Consider the following 15,953-nt stretch of genomic DNA (forward strand, 5'->3'; position numbering starts at 1 on the left):
GCAGCCATAGTGTCACGGAATCGGTAAGAAACGGCTCTACCCGCCCCCTCAAGCCGCGATCATCCGGGCGGCACGGGGGACAGAACATGATCCGTATTTCGGCGTCGCTTACCGCTTTGGCGATCTCGCTGGCCTTTCCGGCCTTGGCAGTGGCGCGCGACGCGGGTGCCGCACCGGAGAGCGAGGCTGCAGCGGCGCCTGCGGCTGCCCCTGCGGACGTGGCCGACGACGTCAGCACGATCATCGTGACGGGCACCCAGGCGCGCACCTCGGTCGAGCTGCCCGGCACCGAAATCCAGAAGATCCTGCCCGGGATCAGTCCGTTGAAGGCGATCCAGACGTTGCCCGGCGTGCTGTACATCACCGCCGATCCGTGGGGTTATAACGAGCAGAACGCCCAGATCTTCATCCACGGGTTCGCGGCCAACCAGCTCGGCTATACGATGGACGGCATCCCGTTGGGCGATCAGAGCTATGGCAATTACAACGGCCTGTCGCCGCAGCGCGCGGTGATTTCGGAGAATGTCGGGCGCGTCGTCGTGTCGACCGGCGCGGGCGATCTGGCCACCGCGTCGAACAGCAATCTGGGCGGTACGGTCGAGACCTATTCGTCCGCGCCGCTCGACCATCTCGGCGTGCAAGTCACCCAGACGCTCGGCAGTTACGATACCTCACGCACTTATGGGCGCTTCGACACGGGTGCGTTCGGACCCGACGGTGCCAATTCGGCGTATATCTCCGGTGCTCGCCAGCATGCGCGGGCGTGGGATTTCAACGGCACGCAGGGCGGATGGCAAGCCAATGCCAAGTTCGTCCACGACGCCGGGCCGAACAAGCTGACGCTGTATTTCGACTATAATGATTTCACCCAGCCGAACGAAGACGCGACGGTGTTTTTCGTCCCTAACACCGCAGCTGGCCAGACCGCGTGGCCGGACCAGCTTTACACGCCCTACACCAAGCCGTTTTTCTATCCGGCGTTCAACACGTATCGCAGCGCGTATCTGAACCCGTTCGGCAATTCGCCGGCCGCCGAGGGCAGCAATTACCGCAACTATTATTCGGATGCGCAGCGCACCGATTATCTGGCTTATGCGCGGTACGATGCGCGTCTGTCGGACAATGTCAGCTGGTCCAACACCGGCTATCTTCACCATAATGACGGCGTGGGGGTCGTCGCCGGTCCGCTGGGCCAGTCGATCACCACGGCGCAGCCCTATCTCGATCCGGGTTATGCCGCGCTGCCCGCCAATTGCCGCTTTACCGCCAACAACAACGGCGTCCGCCCGGCGGCGTGCGTCGCGCTGACCGATGCGCAGGCGGCGGCGGCGGGGCAAGCGCTGGTCGCGGCGACCGGCGGGTCGGGGCTGATCACGCGCACCACCGAATATCGCATCGACCGCGTCGGGGTGATCTCGGCGCTCGACGTCACGCTGGGCAATCACAAGATCGAGTTCGGCGGGTGGTACGAACATAACCGCACGACCCAGTGGCGCCGCTGGTATGCCGTGCCGGTCGGCAATGCCGGGCTCAGCACGCCGTATATCCGTCCGCTCGACGTGATGGCGCCGCTGTTCACGCAATATCAGGGCGAGGCGCGCATCGAGCAGCTGCAACTGCACCTGCAGGACAGCTGGCAGGCCAGCGACAAATTGTTGGTCCAGGCCGGGTTCAAGACCAGCGCGCAATGGGCCGACGGGCGCTTCCCGGTTCAGCCCAAAGCGGGCTCGCTGTCGGGCCTGACCGGTGGCCTGCCGCAGGGCAAGATCGACACCAAGAAGTGGTTCCTGCCCGCGGTCGGTGCCAAGTACGACTTCAACGGCCACGAGCAGATTTACTTCAACGTGCAGAAGAACCTGCGGCAATATCAGGCGTATCTGGCGGGCGGTGGCGGTCCATGGTTCACCGGCAGCCAGGCGGCGTTCGACCTGTTCGCCACGCAGGGCAAGCCGGAGAGCAGTTGGACTTATGAGGCGGGCTTCAGGACCAACCGCAATTTCGGCGGCGACGTGTCGCTGAACGCGCAGATCAATTACTATCATGTCGATTTCAGCAACCGCCTGCTCGCCATATCGACCAACCCGGGCGGCATTGCCGGCGGCGGGATCACCGGCGGCACGTCGATCCTGGTCAATGTCGGCAACGTGAAGACCGATGGCGTCGATGCGGCGCTGACGTTGCGGTTGGGGCGCAATGTCTCGCTGTACAATGCGGCGTCTTACAACCTCTCCAAATATCAGAGCGACTATACCTCGACCGCCACCGGCATCGGCGCGGCGACGGGGACGTGCATCGGCGGCTATCTGGTCGTCGGCGGGGTCGTGCCGACGTGCGGCAAGTTGTTGCCCGGCATTCCGAAATGGTTGAACAAGACGGTGGCGACGGTGTCGGTCGGCCCATTCGAGACGCAGCTGATCGGCGATTATGTCGGGCGGCGGTTCGCGACGTTCAGCAACGATGTCAGCGTCAAATCCTATTTCCTGACGTCGCTGCGCGTGGCGGTGAAGCTGACCGACGACGTCGCGCCGCTGCGCAAGGCGGAACTGGCGCTCAACGTGACGAACCTGACGCAGGAGCGCGGCAAATCGACGCTGTCGATCGGGTCGGCGGTCAACGGTTATTCCGCCTACCCGATCCCGCCGCGGCAGTTTTTCGTGACGCTGTCGGCGGCGTATTGAGCGCAGTCAGCGATACCGGGCCGCCAGCTTATCGAGCTAGCGGCCTTGGCTTCAGGCCGCGACCTTCGCCCGACTCGCCCTCTTCCGCTCATGAGGATCGAGATAGCGCTTGCGCAACCGGATGCTCTTTGGCGTGACTTCGACCATTTCGTCGTCGTCGATGTACGCGATGGCCTGTTCCAGCGTCATGCGCTTCGGCGGGGTCAGGCGGATGGCGTCGTCCTTGCCCCCCGAGGCACGGAAGTTGGTGAGCTGTTTGGCCTTCATCGGATTGACTTCGAGGTCGTCCGGCTTGGCGTTTTCGCCGACGATCATGCCTTCGTACAGCACTTCCTGATGCCCCACGAACAGGATGCCGCGATCCTCGAGCGGGCCGAGCGCGTAATTGTTCGCCTCGCCCGCGCCGTTGGAGATCAGCACGCCGTTCTTGCGGCCTTCGATCTTGCCCTTGTGCGGGCCATAGCGTTCGAACAGCCGGTTCATGATGCCGGTGCCGCGCGTGTCGGACAGGAATTCGCCGTGATAGCCGATCATGCCGCGGCTGGGCGCGGAGAAGGTGATGCGCGTCTTGCCGCCGCCGCTGGGGCGCATGTCGGTCATCTCGGCTTTGCGCAGGTTCATCTTCTCGACGACGGTGCCGCTATGCTCTTCGTCGACGTCGATGATGACGGTTTCATAGGGTTCGGTTTTGTTGCCGTGCTCATCCTCGCCGAACAGCACGCGCGGGCGGCTGATGCCCAGTTCGAAGCCTTCGCGGCGCATGGTTTCGATCAGCACGCCGAGCTGAAGCTCGCCACGGCCGGCGACTTCGAAACTGTCCTTGTCGGCGGCTTCGGTGATCTTGATCGCGACGTTGCTTTCGGATTCGCGTTCGAGGCGGTCGCGGAGCATGCGGCTGGTTACCTTGGTGCCTTCGCGGCCGGCCATCGGTGAGTCGTTGACCGCGAAGCGCATGGAGAGCGTCGGGGGGTCGATCGGTTGCGCGTGGAGCGGTTCGGTGACGCTGGGATCGCAGATGGTGTTGGCGACGGTCGCGACGGTCAGCCCGGCGATCGAGATGATGTCGCCGGCATTGGCTTCGTCCACCGCGACGCGCTCCAGCCCACGAAACGCCATGATCTTTGACGCGCGGCCGGTCTCGACGATCTTGCCGTCGGGATCGAGCGCGTGGATCGGTGCGTTGGTCTTGATCGAGCCCGAGAACACCAGGCCGGTGAGGATGCGGCCGACGAAATTGTCGCGATCGAGCAGGGTGACGAGGAACTTGAACGGGCCGTGGGGATCGGCCGAAGGTTCGGGGACGTGGCTGATGATCTTTTCGAACAACGGCGCCAGCGTGCCTTCGCGCAGGTCCGGATTTTCGTTGGCGTAACCGTTGCGGCCCGAGGCGTAGAGGACGGGAAAGTCGAGCTGTTCGTCGCTCGCCTCGAGGCTGACGAACAGGTCGAACACTTCGTCGAGAACTTCCTGGATGCGCTCGTCCGGGCGATCGACCTTGTTGACGACGACGATGGGCTTGAGGCCGAGTTTCAACGCCTTGCCGGTGACGAACTTGGTCTGCGGCATCGCGCCTTCGGCGGCGTCGACCAGCAGGATGACGCCGTCGACCATCGACAGGATGCGCTCCACCTCGCCGCCGAAATCGGCGTGGCCGGGCGTATCGACGATGTTGATGCGGGTCTTGTGCCCCTGATGATCGTCCCATTCGACCGACGTCGCCTTGGCGAGGATGGTGATGCCGCGTTCTTTTTCGAGATCGTTCGAATCCATCGCACGTTCTTCGATGCGCTGGTTGTCGCGGAAGGTGCCGGATTGGCGGAACAGCTGATCGACCAGGGTCGTCTTGCCATGATCGACGTGCGCGATGATGGCCACATTACGAAGGGGCATGGGGGTCTCGAATTGTCAGTGAGGAGTTGGCCGCGCCCATAGCGCAAATGCCGCGTTGCAGCAAGTGCGGGGGGAGCGACTGTATCGCCCCGCCCCATGCACCAAATCCCCGACCGCTGCTCCCGCGACTGAGAGGTTATAAGGGCAGATCGACCCGTTCGTGCCGATTTTTGTTCGCTGCGGGGTCGTCGGCTTCAACGAACTGGACGGTGGTGCCGATCGCGACGTCATCCATGGTGCCGCTGCCATCGACTTCGGCCAGCGCATAACCGTCGGCCGCAGTCTCGATATACGCCTTGATCGTGCCCATGCCGCGTCGGTTGGGTATCAACACCGTCGCGCCCTGCGTCAAAAAGGGTGTGCCGTAATTCAGCCGCACGCGCCGATCATCGACGTCGGTGACGCGCAACGGTGCGTAATGAAAGCTGATGGCCCGCGCCACGGCGAGTGCTGCGTCGCTCTGCAATCGGCCATAGGCACTGCCCGATTGTTCGCTTTGCGAGAATGACCCATTGTCAGTTGACAGGTCGCTGGACAAGGAAACCCGCTTTGTCAGCAGGCCACCGGCGACCGTCCGTCCGGCGCGGTCGTTCAACGACCAACGTACGTTGACAAGGGCATCCTGACGATTGTCGCTGATGCCGTCACGTTCGATTGCCATGCCAGCTTCACCCGTCGCCGACAGGCTCGCGTTGAGGACGAGGCCCCCGGTGCCCACCCGCACTTTCCCGGATGATGCAAGCGCATCACGCATTGACGCGCGCAGCCGCGGAAAATTGGCCACGCAATCCTTGACCAGATCGGTGCCCCAGGCGGCCGCATAAGCGGTGGCACTGCGCGAAGCCCCCACGGCATAGTCGCCAGCCGCAACACCGACGCTGCGCCCGCTCGAGACCATCGCTTCGCGTCCCCAGGCGAGCTGGTAGGTCGTGCAGGTCTTTTCGCTGGTCACGCTGCCGATCGAAACGATGACGGGATGATCTTGCGCCAAGGCCGGCGACGTCAGCGCCGCCGCAAGCACGATAAGGAGCGGCTTCACTTGCGCCCGCCCTTCTTTCCCCTGAGCAGCGTGGGCGGGGCAACGCGGACGATGTAGCCGACCTGCGGTGGTTGGCTAAACGGTCCCTCGGGGGTCGCCTTTGAAAATCGCGTCTGCACCTCGGTAACCCGTGCCAGACCAATCTGCGCGCCTTCGCTGGTCAGGGGCCGGCCCGTGTCGGGATCAATCACCACCTGCCCTTTGGCAAAGATAGCCAGCAGAGTGTCTGGCGCAACAGTACCCTCCCCATAGTTGAGCAGCAACGAGCCGTCGGACTGCACCGCCGCGACCTTCATCGGATAGATCGTAGTCAGGAGGCCTGATGCAATCTGGTTTGCGGCCCCGCGCAACATGTTGGTCAGGTCGAGCTGCGGGTCACCCGAGCAACTCGTCTTTCCCGTGGTCGTCTGATTGATGTTCTTGGTAAAGCGGATTTCGCCGGTGGCTGCATCAGTGACCTTCACGTCGACTGCGAGCGTCGCGATCACCTTCGCACAATTACCGCCCCCCATGTCCACCTTAAGAAACTGCCCAAACACCTTGCGTCCCACATTGGCGCCCTCATCGGACTGTTTGCCCGCAGAACCCGATGTGATGGTGCCATCGATGATAAAGTCCGACCCCTCGAACCCCCCACGCTTGCCGGGCCGGTTGGTCGTTACCATGCCGCTGTTGCCGAGTTCCTGCTGATCGCGCAGATTACCAAAATTGCTTTCAATCACGCGGAACTTGCCCGTCGCTGCGATCGCCGACTGGATCATTTGCGAAAATGCCTTGGCTTGGCCCGTATTCGCCAGATCCTGCATTTGCCGCACTGTCACCACCGGCACCTTTTGGGCCCATGCCTGAACGGGTGCGAGCAACATCAGCAACGTAAAAAACCGCGAGAAGTTCATCGTAATTCCCCCTGAATTGCGTTTACCGGCTAGGGCTAGCGTGATCGCTGACGCTGATACTGCTCCGCCCGCTCGGCATTCTGCCGGACGACCATCAAGCACCGCTGCCGTTCGTGCTCGGCATAATCGCCGTTTCGGCGTTGATAGGAAGCCGAGCCGCCCAATAAGGAAAGTCGTTCCATAGTCTGCCGATAGCGTAGCTCACACCGTTCGTTGGCATTGCTGACGCTATTATATTGCGCCGAAGCAGTGCCTGATACCGCCATTGCGATCAGCATAAACGTTGCACGGTTTCTCACGGTTTCGTCCCCCATCAATGCGGCAGATCGCGCGGCGCCTCGCCGTCGCGAATCACTGATCGCGATCCCGGCTTGCCTCCTAACGAACGACCCGGAACACGGCTAGCCAACTTCCTCCGATATCGCGGAATCTTTGCGGATGACCGAGTGGCACTCGTGAAGAGCGGTGACCGCCGCTGTGGCACGTGAATTATCGGCGCGTGGACAGCGCGGGCGAATCACAGTTGGCCAACGCACGGGCGATTGAGCGTGCGCGACTCCTCGGCTAGGCGCGCGGCGATGACGCCCCTCGACAAGATCCGTAACTTCTCCATCATCGCGCATATCGACCATGGCAAGTCGACGCTGGCCGACCGGCTGATCCAGACCACCGGCGGGCTGACCGAGCGCGAAATGTCGAGCCAAGTCCTTGATAACATGGACATTGAGAAGGAACGCGGGATCACCATCAAGGCGCAGACGGTGCGCCTGAACTGGAAGGGCCACGTCCTCAATTTGATGGACACGCCGGGGCATGTCGATTTCGCCTACGAAGTCAGCCGCAGCCTCGCCGCGTGCGAAGGCGCGCTGCTGGTGGTCGACGCCGCCCAGGGGGTCGAGGCGCAGACGCTCGCCAATGTCTATCAATCGATCGAGCACGATCACGAGATCATCCCGGTGATCAACAAGATCGACCTGCCCGCCGCCGAGCCCGAAATGGTGCGGAAGGAAATCGAGGACGTCATCGGCCTCGACGCGAGCAATGCGGTGATGACCAGCGCCAAATCCGGCATCGGCATCGAGGAAGTGCTCGACGCGGTGATCGAGCGCATCCCCGCGCCGAAGGGCGATCTGGGCGCGCCGCTCAAGGCGATGCTGGTCGACAGCTGGTACGACCCGTATCTGGGCGTCGTCATCCTCGTCCGCGTGATCGACGGCAAGATCGTCAAGGGCCAGTCGATCAAGTTCATGGCCGCGGGCACGACGCACCTCATCGACCGCGTTGGCGCGTTCACGCCCAAGATCGAAACGCTGGCCGACCTCGGCCCCGGCGAAATCGGCTTCATCACCGCGCAGATCAAGGACGTGGCGCAGGCGCGCGTCGGCGACACGATTACCGACAGCAAGAAGCCGACCGCCGAAGCGCTGCCGGGCTTCAAGGAAGTCCAGCCGGTGGTGTTCTGCGGGCTGTTCCCGGTCGATGCCGCGGACTTCGACAAATTGCGCGAGAGCATCAGCAAGCTGCGGCTGAACGATGCGTCATTTTCGTTCGAGATGGAGTCCAGCGCGGCGCTCGGCTTCGGCTTCCGCTGCGGCTTCCTCGGCCTGCTGCATCTGGAAATCATCCAGGAACGGCTGATCCGCGAATACGACCTCGACCTGATCACCACCGCGCCGAGCGTGGTGTACAAATTGGTGCTGTCCCACACCAAGAATGAGGACGCCAAGACGATCGAGCTGCACAATCCGGCCGACATGCCCGACATCAACCGCATCCAGAGCATCGAGGAGCCGTGGATCGAGGCGACGATCTATGCCCCCGACGAGTATCTCGGCCCCATCCTGAAGCTGTGCCAGGACCGGCGCGGCATCCAGAAGAATTTGACCTATGTCGGCGGCCGCGCGCAGCTGACCTACGAACTGCCGCTCAACGAAGTGGTGTTCGATTTTTACGACCGGTTGAAGAGCATGTCGAAGGGCTATGCCAGCTTCGATTACCACCAGATCGGCCACCGCGAGGGCGACCTCGTCAAGATGAGCATCCTCGTCAACGAAGAGCCGGTCGATGCGCTGAGCATGATCGTCCACCGCGGCACCGCGGAAACGCGCGGCCGCGGGATGGTCGAACGCCTGAAGGATCTGATCCCGCGCCATCTGTTCAAGATCCCGATCCAGGCGGCGATCGGTGGCAAGGTCATCGCCCGCGAGACGATCGCGGCGATGCGCAAGGACGTAACGGCGAAATGTTACGGGGGGGACGCGACGCGCAAGCGCAAGCTGCTCGACAAGCAGAAAAAGGGTAAGCTCAAGATGCGGGAGTATGGCTCGGTGAGCATTCCGCAGGAGGCGTTTATCGCGGCGCTCAGGATGGGTGACGAAAACTGATGGGCGCGAAGGCGGTTCTTCGGCGCGTCCTTGCCCGTCTTCGCGGCGGGCCGGTGCCGGGGGCGGGTGGTGCGATTGCCTTGTCGGCGATGCCGGCGGGAACGCTGGGGCGGGAGAGCTATGGCAATCGCGTCACGGTGCACCGATTCACGGTTAGCGGCGGGCTGAAGATCGGCGCCTATTGCTCGATCGCGGTCGATGTCGAATTCATGCTCGGCGGCAATCACCGGCACGATTGGGTGACGACCTTTCCCTTTTCGCCGCGGTTCGAGCGGTTCAAGCACTTGCCGCCGTCCGCCGCGACCAAGGGCGATATCGTGGTCGGCAACGATGTGTGGATCGGGCAGGGGGCGATGATCCTGTCGGGCGTGACGATCGGCGACGGCGCGGTGATCGGCGCGCGCGCGGTCGTGGGGCGCGATGTCGAGCCCTATGCGATCGTCGCGGGCAATCCGGGCAAGTTCGTGCGGCACCGCTTTGCGCCCGAGCAGGTCGCGGCGCTGCGGCGGATCGCGTGGTGGGATTGGCCGCAGGAGCGGATCGACCGGGCGGTGCCGATGCTGATGCAGGGGGATATCGCGGCGTTTATTGCCAAGGTGGAGGCGGGGGATCTTTAGTTTGCCCACCCCCGCCGCGCCCGAAGTGGGCGCGAGGCCCCTCCCGGAAGGCCGGGAGGGGATTTTAAAAGCCGAATTCGCGGCGGTAACGCTCGAAGGCGCGTTGGGCGCAGACCAATCTCGCGAGGGCACCTTCGGCAATCCAGCGGGCGCGCGACGGATCTTCGGCGATCAGGGGTTTTAGGACCTGTTCGTTCCAGTCCTTGCTGTGCTTGACGTCGATGTGCGCGTGGAGCGCGAAGTAGCGGCGTTCGCGCTCGCTGAGGCCGAGGCGCTTGAGGCCCTTGGCGACATGGGCGGAGCGCCATGGCGCAGTGAGTTCGGTGATGCCGAGCAGGCCGACCGAATGCCACGCGTAGCGACGGTTCATCGCAAAGCCGGTGAAGGTGTTGGCGAGGGCGAGGCTTTCCCACACGGTGTCGTCGATGCTGGGTGAGACGCCGAGAGTTTCGGCGAGCGCGTCGAGCATCGGGCCGTGCATACCGGCGAGCTGGCCGCGACCCATTTCGTCCCAATAGTTGTTGGCCATTTCCATCTTCGGGATGGCGGGCATCTTGACCTGGGTGATCGCGACAATGTCGTCGAAACCGGCTTCGCCCGCGGCTTCCTGAGTGAAGAACCACAAGAGTTGATCGCGGGTGGCAGCTTCGGCGATCCACGGGAAGAGCGGGTCGTTCTGGCCGGGGCCGCTCTCGTTGAGGGCTTCGAACCAGGCGACAAAGCCTTCGGGATCGGTCGGAATGTTGGCGGCGCGCACGGCCACGTCGCTGCACAGCTCCTGAAGGAAGGCGCCTTCGAGCCGCAGCATCTTGGCGTCGCGATCGATTTGCGCGGACCAATCGTCGCGCGGCGCGGCGGGGGTCAGGCGCTGGCGATTCCAGTGTGCGAGCGATCGTTGAAAGGGAGCATTGGAAAATTGCGAGCGTCGCTGCTCGCCCACATCCATGAAGCGGGTTGCCATCGGGTCATCCTGATTTCGATAGGTTATCGGTTGTTCAGGAAACGGCCGGCCCGTTGCTCGGGTTCCGAATTGATGCCGATCAAGCGGGGGAACATCGGGCGGTTTCGTGCGGTTGAACGGGATGAGCAGGCGCGGCACACGACGGAAGAATTGGGCGACGCTGACAGTGTTGCTGATCGTGCTGCTGGCGGCGGTTGTCGTGGTCGTGCTGGAGTTTGCGGACCCGGCGACGAAGGGGCGGCTCTATGGCTGGCTGCCCGCACGCAAGTCGGCCGCGACGCAAGAAACACAGCCGCAGGGGCAGTGATCCGGCCAGCAAAGTAAATCCGCTGTCTCGTCGGTCGGGTCCTGCGGCCCGCCGTCCGGATTTCGCCGGCTCGGCGCAGAAGTTGCGCTCGCTGCGCTCCGCTTGCCTTCTGGGCGGCGGCTCGAATCCTTGACGATCCGGGAATCGAGGCGTAAGGGCGCGCTCGCTTGCGTGGACACTCACGCAGGCAATTGAACATTGCCGATGCAGTGGGCCGGTGGCTTTGGTCGCCCGGCCCTTCGTGTTTTGGGCACCGGTAAAGTAACCACTCGAAAGGTGAAGGCTTCAAATGCCGACGATTAACCAGTTGGTCCGCAAGGGCCGCGAGCCGCAAAAGGCCAAGTCCAAGGTTCCTGCGATGGAACAGAACCCGCAAAAGCGTGGCGTCTGTACCCGCGTTTATACCACGACCCCGAAGAAGCCGAACTCGGCCCTGCGCAAGGTCGCCAAGATCCGCCTGACCAATCAGCGCGAGGTCATTTCGTATATCCCCGGCGAGGGGCATAATCTGCAGGAGCACTCGGTGGTGCTGATCCGTGGCGGCCGCGTGCGCGACTTGCCCGGCGTCCGCTATCACGTGCTGCGCGGTGTGCTCGACACGCAGGGCGTGAAGAACCGCAAGCAGTCGCGTTCCAAGTACGGGGCCAAGCGGCCCAAGTGACCGAGGCCGCAAGGCCGTAGAGTTATCCCGGCGCAGGCCGGGATCCATTGGTGCTCCGATCGAACGGAGGGCGAATGGACCCCGGATCAAGTCCGGGGTGACGTGTTGAGGTGAGTAAGCCCCGGACGGGTTCCGGAACAGGCTGAAGAGTAAAGGAAAAAGAAGAATGGCTCGTCGTCGTCGTCCCGAAAAGCGGATTATCCTCCCTGATCCCAAATATGGTGATGAGGTTCTCTCGAAATTCATGAACAGCGTCATGCTGGACGGCAAGAAAGCCGTCGCCGAAGGCATCGTTTACGGCGCCATGGAAACCGTCGAGCAGCGCGCCAAGCGCGAGCCGGTCGGGGTGTTCCACGACGCGCTGAACAACGTAAAGCCGGGCATCGAAGTACGCAGCCGCCGCGTCGGTGGCGCGACGTATCAGGTGCCGGTCGAAGTGCGCGCCGAGCGTTCGCAGGCGCTGGCGATCCGCTGGCTGATCACCGCTGCGCGCAATCGCAGCGAGAACACGATGGCCGCGCGCCTGTCGGGCGAATTGATGGATGCCGCGAACAACCGTGGCAATGCCGTCAAGAAGCGCGAAGACACGCACCGCATGGCCGAAGCCAACCGCGCGTTCTCGCACTATCGCTGGTAAGGCTTTAAAAGCCTCGAATTATACCTATCTCGTGGGGAGTTGGCGCGTAGCCGGCTCCCCACATCGCTAAGGAACCTGACATGGCCCGCAGCCATCCGCTCGACCGTTATCGCAACATCGGCATCATGGCGCACATCGACGCCGGCAAGACGACGACGACCGAGCGCATCCTGTATTACACCGGCAAGTCCTACAAGATCGGCGAAGTGCATGAAGGCACCGCGACGATGGACTGGATGGAGCAGGAGCAGGAGCGCGGGATCACCATCACCTCCGCCGCGACCACGTGCAAGTGGAAGGCCGAAGAGGGCAAGGGTGAAGAACATCTGATCAACATCATCGACACCCCCGGGCACGTCGACTTCACCATCGAAGTCGAGCGTTCGTTGCGCGTGCTCGACGGTGCCGTGGCGTGTTTCGACGGTGTGGCCGGTGTCGAGCCGCAGTCGGAAACGGTGTGGCGTCAGGCCGACAAATACGGCGTGCCGCGCATGTGCTTCATCAACAAGCTCGATCGCACCGGCGCGAACTTCGACTTCTGCGTCCAGTCGATCATCGATCGTCTCGGCGCGAAGCCGGCGGTGCTGTACCTCCCGATCGGGATCGAAGGCGGGTTCAAGGGCCTGGTCGATCTGGTTGAGAACCGTGCAATCGTCTGGCTTGAGGAAAGCCTCGGCGCGAAGTTCGAATATCAGGACATTCCCGAGGACATGGCCGACAAGGCCGCAACCGCGCGCACCGCGTTGATCGAACTGGTCGTCGACCAGGACGACGATGTCATGGAAGCGTATCTCGAAGGCAATGAACCCGACGTCGCGACGCTCAAGCGGATGATCCGCAAGGGTACGCTGGCGATGGCGTTCGTGCCGGTCGTGTGCGGCTCGGCATTCAAGAACAAGGGCGTGCAGCCGTTGCTCGACGCGGTCGTCGATTATCTGCCGTCGCCGCTCGACGTGCCCGCCATTCAGGGCCTGAAGCTCGACGGCGTGACCCCGGACGAGCGTCCGTCGTCGGACGAGGCGCCGTTCTCGGCGCTGGCGTTCAAGATCATGAACGATCCGTTCGTCGGCACGCTGACCTTTGCCCGCATCTATTCGGGCAAGCTCGAGACCGCGTCGCAGGTGACCAATTCGGTCAAGGACAAGAAGGAAAAGGTCGGCCGCATGCTATTGATGCATGCCAATGAGCGCGAAGACATTCAGATCGCCTATGCCGGCGACATCGTCGCTCTCGCGGGCCTCAAGGACACCACGACCGGCGATACGCTATGCGCGATGAATGCGCCGATCATCCTCGAGCGCATGGAATTCCCCGAGCCGGTCATCGAACTGTCGGTGGAGCCCAAGACCAAGGCCGACCAGGAAAAGATGGGCGTCGCGCTCAATCGCCTGGCGCGCGAAGATCCGTCGTTCCGCGTGTCATCGGACAATGAGAGCGGCCAGACCATCATCAAGGGCATGGGCGAGCTCCACCTCGAAATCCTGGTCGATCGCATGAAGCGCGAATTCAAGGTCGAGGCCAATGTCGGCGCGCCGCAAGTCGCGTATCGCGAATATCTCGGCAAGCCGGTGGACATCGATTACACCCACAAGAAGCAGTCGGGTGGCACTGGTCAGTTCGGCCGCGTGAAGGTCAAGCTGACGCCGGGCGAGCGCGGTTCGGGCATCATCTTCAAGGACGAGATCAAGGGCGGTAACATTCCGAAGGAATTTATCCCGGCGATCGAAAAGGGTTTTCGCGAAACGGCGGCGACGGGTTCGCTGGTCGGCTTCCCGATCATCGATTTCGAGATCCTGTTGTATGATGGCGCCTACCATGACGTCGATTCGTCGGCTCTGGCGTTCGAAATCACCGCTCGCGCCGCGATGCGCGAGGGGGCTCAGAAATCGGGCATCAAGCTGCTCGAGCCGATCATGAAGGTCGAAGTCGTCACTCCCGAGGATTACCTCGGCGACGTCATCGGCGACATGAACAGCCGTCGTGGCCAGATCCAGGGCACCGACAGCCGGGGCAACGCGCAGACCGTCGAAGCGATGGTCCCGCTCGCCAACATGTTCGGCTACGTCAATTCGCTGCGTTCGTTCACACAGGGTCGCGCGCAGTACAGCATGCAGTTCAGCCACTATGACGAAGTTCCGGCGAACGTGGCGGAAGAGGTCAAGGCGAAGCTGGCATAATCATCGGTTTCAACCTATGGGGGCCGCCGCGCAGGGCGGCAGGCCGCCCGAATCAGTTCAAGAAGGTAGGAAAAAATGGCGAAGTCCAAGTTCGAGCGTAACAAGCCGCATCTCAACATCGGCACCATCGGTCACGTCGACCATGGCAAGACGTCGCTGACCGCGGCGATCACCAAGGTGCTGGCCGAAACGACCGGCGGCACCGCGGTCGACTTCGCCAACATCGACAAGGCTCCCGAAGAGCGCGAGCGTGGCATCACGATCTCGACCGCGCACGTCGAGTATGAGACCGAAGCGCGTCACTATGCGCACGTCGATTGCCCGGGCCACGCCGATTATGTGAAGAACATGATCACCGGTGCCGCCCAGATGGACGGCGCGATTCTGGTCGTGTCGGCGACCGACGGCCCGATGCCGCAGACCAAGGAGCACATCCTGCTCGCGCGTCAGGTCGGCGTGCCGACGATGGTCGTGTTCCTCAACAAGGTCGACCTGGTCGACGACGAGGAAATTCTCGAGCTGGTCGAAATGGAAATCCGTGAAGAGCTTTCGAAGCGCGATTTCGACGGCGACAACATTCCGATCATCCGTGGTTCGGCGACGTGCGCGCTGTCGGGTTCGAACGACACGTTCGGCAAGGAAGCCATTCTCGAGCTGATGAAGCAGGTCGACGAGTATATCCCGCAGCCGGCGCGTCCGCTCGACAAGCCGTTCCTGATGCCGATCGAAGACGTGTTCTCGATCTCGGGCCGCGGCACGGTCGTCACCGGCCGTGTCGAAACCGGCATCGTCAAGGTTGGTGAAGAAGTCGAAATCGTCGGCCTCAAGGACACCACCAAGACCGTCGTCACCGGCGTCGAAATGTTCCGCAAGCTGCTCGATCAGGGCCAGGCCGGCGACAATATCGGCGCGCTGGTGCGTGGCACGAAGCGTGAAGAAGTCGAGCGTGGCCAGGTTCTCTGCAAGCCCGGCTCGATCAAGCCGCACACCGAGTTCACTTCGGAAGTGTATGTCCTGTCGAAGGACGAAGGTGGCCGTCACACGCCGTTCTTTGCGAACTATCGTCCGCAATTCTACTTCCGCACGACGGACGTGACCGGCGAAGTGATCCTCCCCGAGGGCACCGAAATGGTCATGCCGGGCGACAACGTGCAGCTGGGCATCAAGCTGATCGCGCCGATCGCGATGGAGCAGGGCCTGCGCTTCTCGATCCGCGAGGGCGGCCGCACGGTCGGCTCGGGGGTTGTCGCGAGCATCACCAAGTAATATAGCAGACGAAACGAACCGCCCGATTCTCAACCGAGAGTCGGGCGGTTCGCTTTTTTTGTGAGGCCGCGCGACGGCCGCCAAACAACAAAATCGGTAGAATCATGGACACGCAGAACATCCGCATCCGCCTGAAGGCGTTCGATCATCGAGTGCTCGACCAGGCGACGGGCGACATCGCCGATACGGCGAAGCGCACGGGCGCGCTGATCCGCGGGCCGATCCCGTTGCCGACGCGCATCGAGAAATTCACCGTCAACCGCGGACCGCACATCGACAAGAAGTCGCGTGAACAGTTCGAAGTGCGCACCTTCAAGCGCCTGCTCGACATCATCCAGCCGACCCCGCAGACGGTCGACGCGCTGATGAAGCTCGATCTGGCCGCCGGGGTGGACGTCGAGATCAAACTGGCCTAATAAGCCGGCTTCGCGCGATTCTGT

The 15,953-nt window shown here is 62.7% G+C and carries 13 protein-coding genes; 9 read left to right on the forward strand and 4 right to left on the reverse strand.

All coding sequences use genetic code 11. The annotated features are described in order from the left end of the window. Positions 1 to 86 precede the first annotated feature (86 nt). Positions 87 to 2,678 (forward strand): TonB-dependent receptor, encoded by a 2,592-nt coding sequence (locus ACM9ME_RS07425; protein WP_415642816.1) that lies wholly within the window; start codon positions 87 to 89, stop codon positions 2,676 to 2,678. 51 nt (positions 2,679 to 2,729) lie between these two features. On the opposite strand, the gene typA is transcribed toward ACM9ME_RS07425, so the two are convergent. From typA to ACM9ME_RS07440, 3 genes are all read right to left on the reverse strand, one after another. Then, positions 2,730 to 4,568: a translational GTPase TypA gene (gene typA, locus ACM9ME_RS07430; protein WP_415642817.1), complete on the reverse strand. Its 1,839-nt coding sequence runs from the start codon at positions 4,566 to 4,568 to the stop codon at positions 2,730 to 2,732. A gap of 136 nt (positions 4,569 to 4,704) precedes the next feature. Beyond that, positions 4,705 to 5,607, reverse strand: coding sequence for a hypothetical protein (locus ACM9ME_RS07435; protein ID WP_415642818.1), 903 nt, complete (start codon positions 5,605 to 5,607; stop codon positions 4,705 to 4,707). Further along, entirely contained in the window at positions 5,604 to 6,503 is a 900-nt protein-coding gene (locus tag ACM9ME_RS07440) for a CsgG/HfaB family protein (RefSeq protein ID WP_415642819.1), read from the reverse strand. The genes ACM9ME_RS07435 and ACM9ME_RS07440 overlap by 4 nt, the downstream gene beginning before the upstream one ends. Positions 6,504 to 7,081: 578 nt before the next feature. On the opposite strand from ACM9ME_RS07440, the gene lepA reads away from it, so the two are divergent. Together lepA and ACM9ME_RS07450 are read left to right on the forward strand one after the other, a co-directional pair. Then, a complete protein-coding gene (gene lepA, locus ACM9ME_RS07445; RefSeq protein ID WP_415642820.1) occupies positions 7,082 to 8,887 on the forward strand; it encodes a translation elongation factor 4 in 1,806 nt (601 codons plus the stop codon). After that, entirely contained in the window at positions 8,887 to 9,504 is a 618-nt protein-coding gene (locus tag ACM9ME_RS07450) for a CatB-related O-acetyltransferase (protein ID WP_415642821.1), read from the forward strand. Before lepA ends, ACM9ME_RS07450 begins: the two co-directional genes overlap by 1 nt. 64 nt (positions 9,505 to 9,568) lie before the next feature. Here ACM9ME_RS07450 and ACM9ME_RS07455 read toward each other — a convergent pair whose 3' ends face one another. After that, on the reverse strand, positions 9,569 to 10,465 hold the full coding sequence (locus ACM9ME_RS07455; RefSeq protein ID WP_415642822.1) for an iron-containing redox enzyme family protein: 897 nt from the start codon (positions 10,463 to 10,465) through the stop codon (positions 9,569 to 9,571). Between the two features lie 121 nt (positions 10,466 to 10,586). Here ACM9ME_RS07455 and ACM9ME_RS07460 point away from each other — a divergent pair, with 121 nt between their 5' ends. The 6 genes from ACM9ME_RS07460 (at position 10,587) to rpsJ (ending at position 15,929) form a co-directional block, all read left to right on the forward strand. Then, positions 10,587 to 10,772 carry a hypothetical protein gene (locus ACM9ME_RS07460; RefSeq protein ID WP_415642823.1) on the forward strand — a complete coding sequence of 62 codons (186 nt, stop codon included), beginning with the start codon at positions 10,587 to 10,589 and terminating at the stop codon, positions 10,770 to 10,772. Between the two features lie 289 nt (positions 10,773 to 11,061). Continuing rightward, a complete protein-coding gene (gene rpsL, locus ACM9ME_RS07465) occupies positions 11,062 to 11,433 on the forward strand; it encodes a 30S ribosomal protein S12 (RefSeq protein ID WP_415642824.1) in 372 nt (123 codons plus the stop codon). 166 nt (positions 11,434 to 11,599) lie between these two features. Further along, on the forward strand, positions 11,600 to 12,070 hold the full coding sequence (gene rpsG, locus ACM9ME_RS07470) for a 30S ribosomal protein S7 (protein ID WP_415642825.1): 471 nt from the start codon (positions 11,600 to 11,602) through the stop codon (positions 12,068 to 12,070). 80 nt (positions 12,071 to 12,150) lie between these two features. Continuing rightward, positions 12,151 to 14,247, forward strand: coding sequence for an elongation factor G (fusA, locus tag ACM9ME_RS07475; protein ID WP_415642826.1), 2,097 nt, complete (start codon positions 12,151 to 12,153; stop codon positions 14,245 to 14,247). Positions 14,248 to 14,322: 75 nt separating this feature from the next. After that, entirely contained in the window at positions 14,323 to 15,513 is a 1,191-nt protein-coding gene (tuf, locus tag ACM9ME_RS07480) for an elongation factor Tu (protein WP_415642827.1), read from the forward strand. Between the two features lie 104 nt (positions 15,514 to 15,617). Further along, a complete protein-coding gene (gene rpsJ, locus ACM9ME_RS07485) occupies positions 15,618 to 15,929 on the forward strand; it encodes a 30S ribosomal protein S10 (protein ID WP_415642828.1) in 312 nt (103 codons plus the stop codon). Positions 15,930 to 15,953: the final 24 nt, after the last annotated feature.

The organism is Sphingomonas antarctica (assembly GCF_965137005.1).
GTDB classification, from domain to species: domain Bacteria; phylum Pseudomonadota; class Alphaproteobacteria; order Sphingomonadales; family Sphingomonadaceae; genus Sphingomonas_O; species Sphingomonas_O antarctica.

What these genes read in the sequence shown, in the direction of transcription:
- ACM9ME_RS07425 (WP_415642816.1), top strand. Translation starts at nt 87, where the DNA reads ATGATCCGTATTTCGGCGTCGCTTACCGCTTTGGCGATCTCGCTGGCC.
- typA (WP_415642817.1), bottom strand. Translation starts at nt 4,568, where the DNA reads ATGCCCCTTCGTAATGTGGCCATCATCGCGCACGTCGATCATGGCAAG.
- ACM9ME_RS07440 (WP_415642819.1), bottom strand. Translation starts at nt 6,503, where the DNA reads ATGAACTTCTCGCGGTTTTTTACGTTGCTGATGTTGCTCGCACCCGTT.
- lepA (WP_415642820.1), top strand. Translation starts at nt 7,082, where the DNA reads ATGACGCCCCTCGACAAGATCCGTAACTTCTCCATCATCGCGCATATC.
- ACM9ME_RS07450 (WP_415642821.1), top strand. Translation starts at nt 8,887, where the DNA reads ATGGGCGCGAAGGCGGTTCTTCGGCGCGTCCTTGCCCGTCTTCGCGGC.
- ACM9ME_RS07455 (WP_415642822.1), bottom strand. Translation starts at nt 10,465, where the DNA reads ATGGCAACCCGCTTCATGGATGTGGGCGAGCAGCGACGCTCGCAATTT.
- ACM9ME_RS07460 (WP_415642823.1), top strand. Translation starts at nt 10,587, where the DNA reads ATGAGCAGGCGCGGCACACGACGGAAGAATTGGGCGACGCTGACAGTG.
- rpsL (WP_415642824.1), top strand. Translation starts at nt 11,062, where the DNA reads ATGCCGACGATTAACCAGTTGGTCCGCAAGGGCCGCGAGCCGCAAAAG.
- rpsG (WP_415642825.1), top strand. Translation starts at nt 11,600, where the DNA reads ATGGCTCGTCGTCGTCGTCCCGAAAAGCGGATTATCCTCCCTGATCCC.
- fusA (WP_415642826.1), top strand. Translation starts at nt 12,151, where the DNA reads ATGGCCCGCAGCCATCCGCTCGACCGTTATCGCAACATCGGCATCATG.
- tuf (WP_415642827.1), top strand. Translation starts at nt 14,323, where the DNA reads ATGGCGAAGTCCAAGTTCGAGCGTAACAAGCCGCATCTCAACATCGGC.
- rpsJ (WP_415642828.1), top strand. Translation starts at nt 15,618, where the DNA reads ATGGACACGCAGAACATCCGCATCCGCCTGAAGGCGTTCGATCATCGA.